Below are 2,521 nucleotides of genomic sequence, written 5' to 3'. Positions count from 1 at the left end.
GCAAAGTCTACATCTCTTATGGTTGATTCTGCTGCTTTGACATTGACTTGAGTTACGGTAATGTTATTTATAGTTGATGTAACTTGATTTTGCACTGAACCAATGTCTGCTCTGATTTGATCAAGATTTGTTATAGCAGTTTCTGCTATATCCATCACTGCCATAGCACCTTTAAGTGTAGTTACACCTGCAGTTTCATCTTTTACCCCAAAAGCAGTTGTCTTCATAGTTGCAAACTGAGAAAGTCCGCTTTGACTTGAAAAACCTGAACCTGCAGAAACATTATATACTGCAGAAAGTTGAGAAGCACCTGAAATAGCTATAGCATTTGCAAAACCTGTAGAATAGTTTTTACCACTACCTACAGAATAACCTGAACCTGACGAAAATCCACTTCCAGCACTACTCATATAAGCAGTAACAGAAGAATAACCACCTAACATAACTCCCTTATTTGTAGAACCAAATCCCATAGCATCAGCAACATTGGCATCAAATCTTCCTTTTGATTCCCTTAAAGAAACAGAAGCTTGAGAGATAAAATTGCTCGCACCAAAACCTGCAAAAGAAAGTCCAGAACCACTGATTAGAATATCTTTACCATCGTTTTTAACCAAAGATAAGCGACCGTAATTTTCTTTCATATTTGGATTGATAAAAGCACCTCTACCAATATCACCATCAATTTTAATCCCTCTACCCTCTCTTGAGGTAAGCAAAAGCTGTCCATTAGCATCAATTGAAGCTTCAACCCCTGTAGTGTCTTTTACAGAGTTAATCGCAGCAACTAAGGCTCCATTAGCATCGCCATCTTTATATTCTACTTGGCCGATTTTTACCCCATTAATAGCAAAATCATCTGAAGTGGTACTTGCTCTAACTGCTGATATACCCCTAGTCTCTACTGTAAAGGTAGCTCTAACACCGGTTTGATCAGCGCTTTTATTGATCTCTTCAGCTAAAGCCCCAAGTCCTGTTCCTACTGAAGTTGAAATCACAACTTTTTGGAATTTAAAATCATCTATACCGTTGTAGTTTTTCAAAGTAAATTGCACTTCACCACTTTCAGAAATTCTTCCTCCGGTTTCAAAGCGTGTTAAACCGATTTTAGAAGATTGAGTTGCTCCTATGGTAGCCTTTACAGTTTGATTTGAACTTGCACCAATTTGAAATTCTTGATTGATAAAATTACCACTTAAAAGTTGTTTACCATTAAATGAAGTAGTATTAGCGATATTGTCAAGTTCTTCCATCAAGCGGTTAATATCTGCTTGAAGCATGGTTCTTGTTTTTAAGCTTTGTCCATCTTGAGCCGCTTGAGTTGCCTTAGTCTTGATTGTATCTAAGATTTTAAGTTGCTCATCCATAGCCTTATCTGCAGTTTGTAAGATACCTAAAGCATCGTTACCATTTGATATAGCTTGACCTAAAGTATTAGCTTGAGATCTTAAAGAATCTGCTATCGCCATCCCTGAAGCATCATCTGCGGCTGAGTTGATTCTAAGACCTGAACTAAGTCTTGCAAGTGATTGATCTAATGCTTTGCTGTTTAGATCAGAGTTTGCTTTTGCATTTAATGCTGCAACGTTTGTGTTAATACGAAATCCCATTTTAAATCCTTTTAAAAAAATTCAAGCTCATCCATGAACTTGTTACATGCTATATCGTGCAATCAAAAAAATATTTTATACTTTTAATAAAAATTTGTATTTTTGCTCTAATTTTTCTATAAAATAAAGCAACCATTCATAATAAGCTTTGATGTAAGCTATGATAAAATGCGTTTTATCTTGTATATGAAGTTTTAATACATCAGCAATCATTTTTCCACGATAAGCGAAAGCCCCTCTTAAAACTTCATCTTGTATAAACTCATCTTCATCTAAAGAGTGATTGAAATTTTCTATATTTTGATAAACTTTTTCTAAAAATTCCAAAGGTAAAATAAAATCTTTACTGAGTATATTTTCTAAAATTTGTTTTAAAGCTAAAGCATCATTTAAAAATCTTTTAGCATTATCTTGATCTTTTTGTATTTTTTCTTTGAATTTAGCTAGTAGTTTATCACTTCTATTTTTAGTTAAACTTTTGGGAAGTTCAAACTTGGGTTTAAATTTTGTAAGGAGTTTTTCACAACATTCTTTAAAGGAAAGTTCTTCAGTAAAATTAATCCTTGCTCCACCTTCAGTAGCATTGTAAAATTTAGCTTCTTTACTGTTGCAAGCAAAAAGATATTCAAGCTTTATGCGATAATCATTCCAAGTCATATGAGTTAAAACTTCTCCTTTACTTGCATAGGCGGGGACTTTAAGTTTGTCTATATTTTCTTCATCGTTAAATTTCTCCCCAAAATCAAAACCTTTTGAATGTGAATTTCCTTCTTCATCAAAGGCCAAATCTTGCCCTATCATAATAATATTTTTAAATCCTAAAGCCAAAGCTAAGGTATAAGAAAAATGACTTACATGAGTACCTGTATCAACATAACCAAAGTCGTTAAGATTGAAGCGTTGGTATAAAG

At 33.8% G+C, this 2,521-nt stretch carries 2 protein-coding genes; both read right to left on the bottom strand.

Features of this window, described 5'->3' with window-relative positions; genetic code table 11:
- On the bottom strand, positions 1 to 1,610 hold a 1,610-nt coding region (locus AJN60_RS01495), incomplete at its 3' end, for a flagellin A (RefSeq protein ID WP_070285747.1).
- 75 nt (positions 1,611 to 1,685) lie between these two features.
- Positions 1,686 to 2,521 (bottom strand): 6-hydroxymethylpterin diphosphokinase MptE-like protein (locus tag AJN60_RS01490; protein ID WP_141085094.1); only part of this gene is annotated, 836 nt, incomplete at its 5' end.

The organism is Campylobacter sp. BCW_4323, from assembly GCF_001763115.1.
In the GTDB taxonomy this organism is placed as follows: domain Bacteria; phylum Campylobacterota; class Campylobacteria; order Campylobacterales; family Campylobacteraceae; genus Campylobacter_D; species Campylobacter_D jejuni.
Note: the sequence above shows the minus strand (reverse complement) of the source record. Positions and strands in the feature narration are given on the sequence as shown.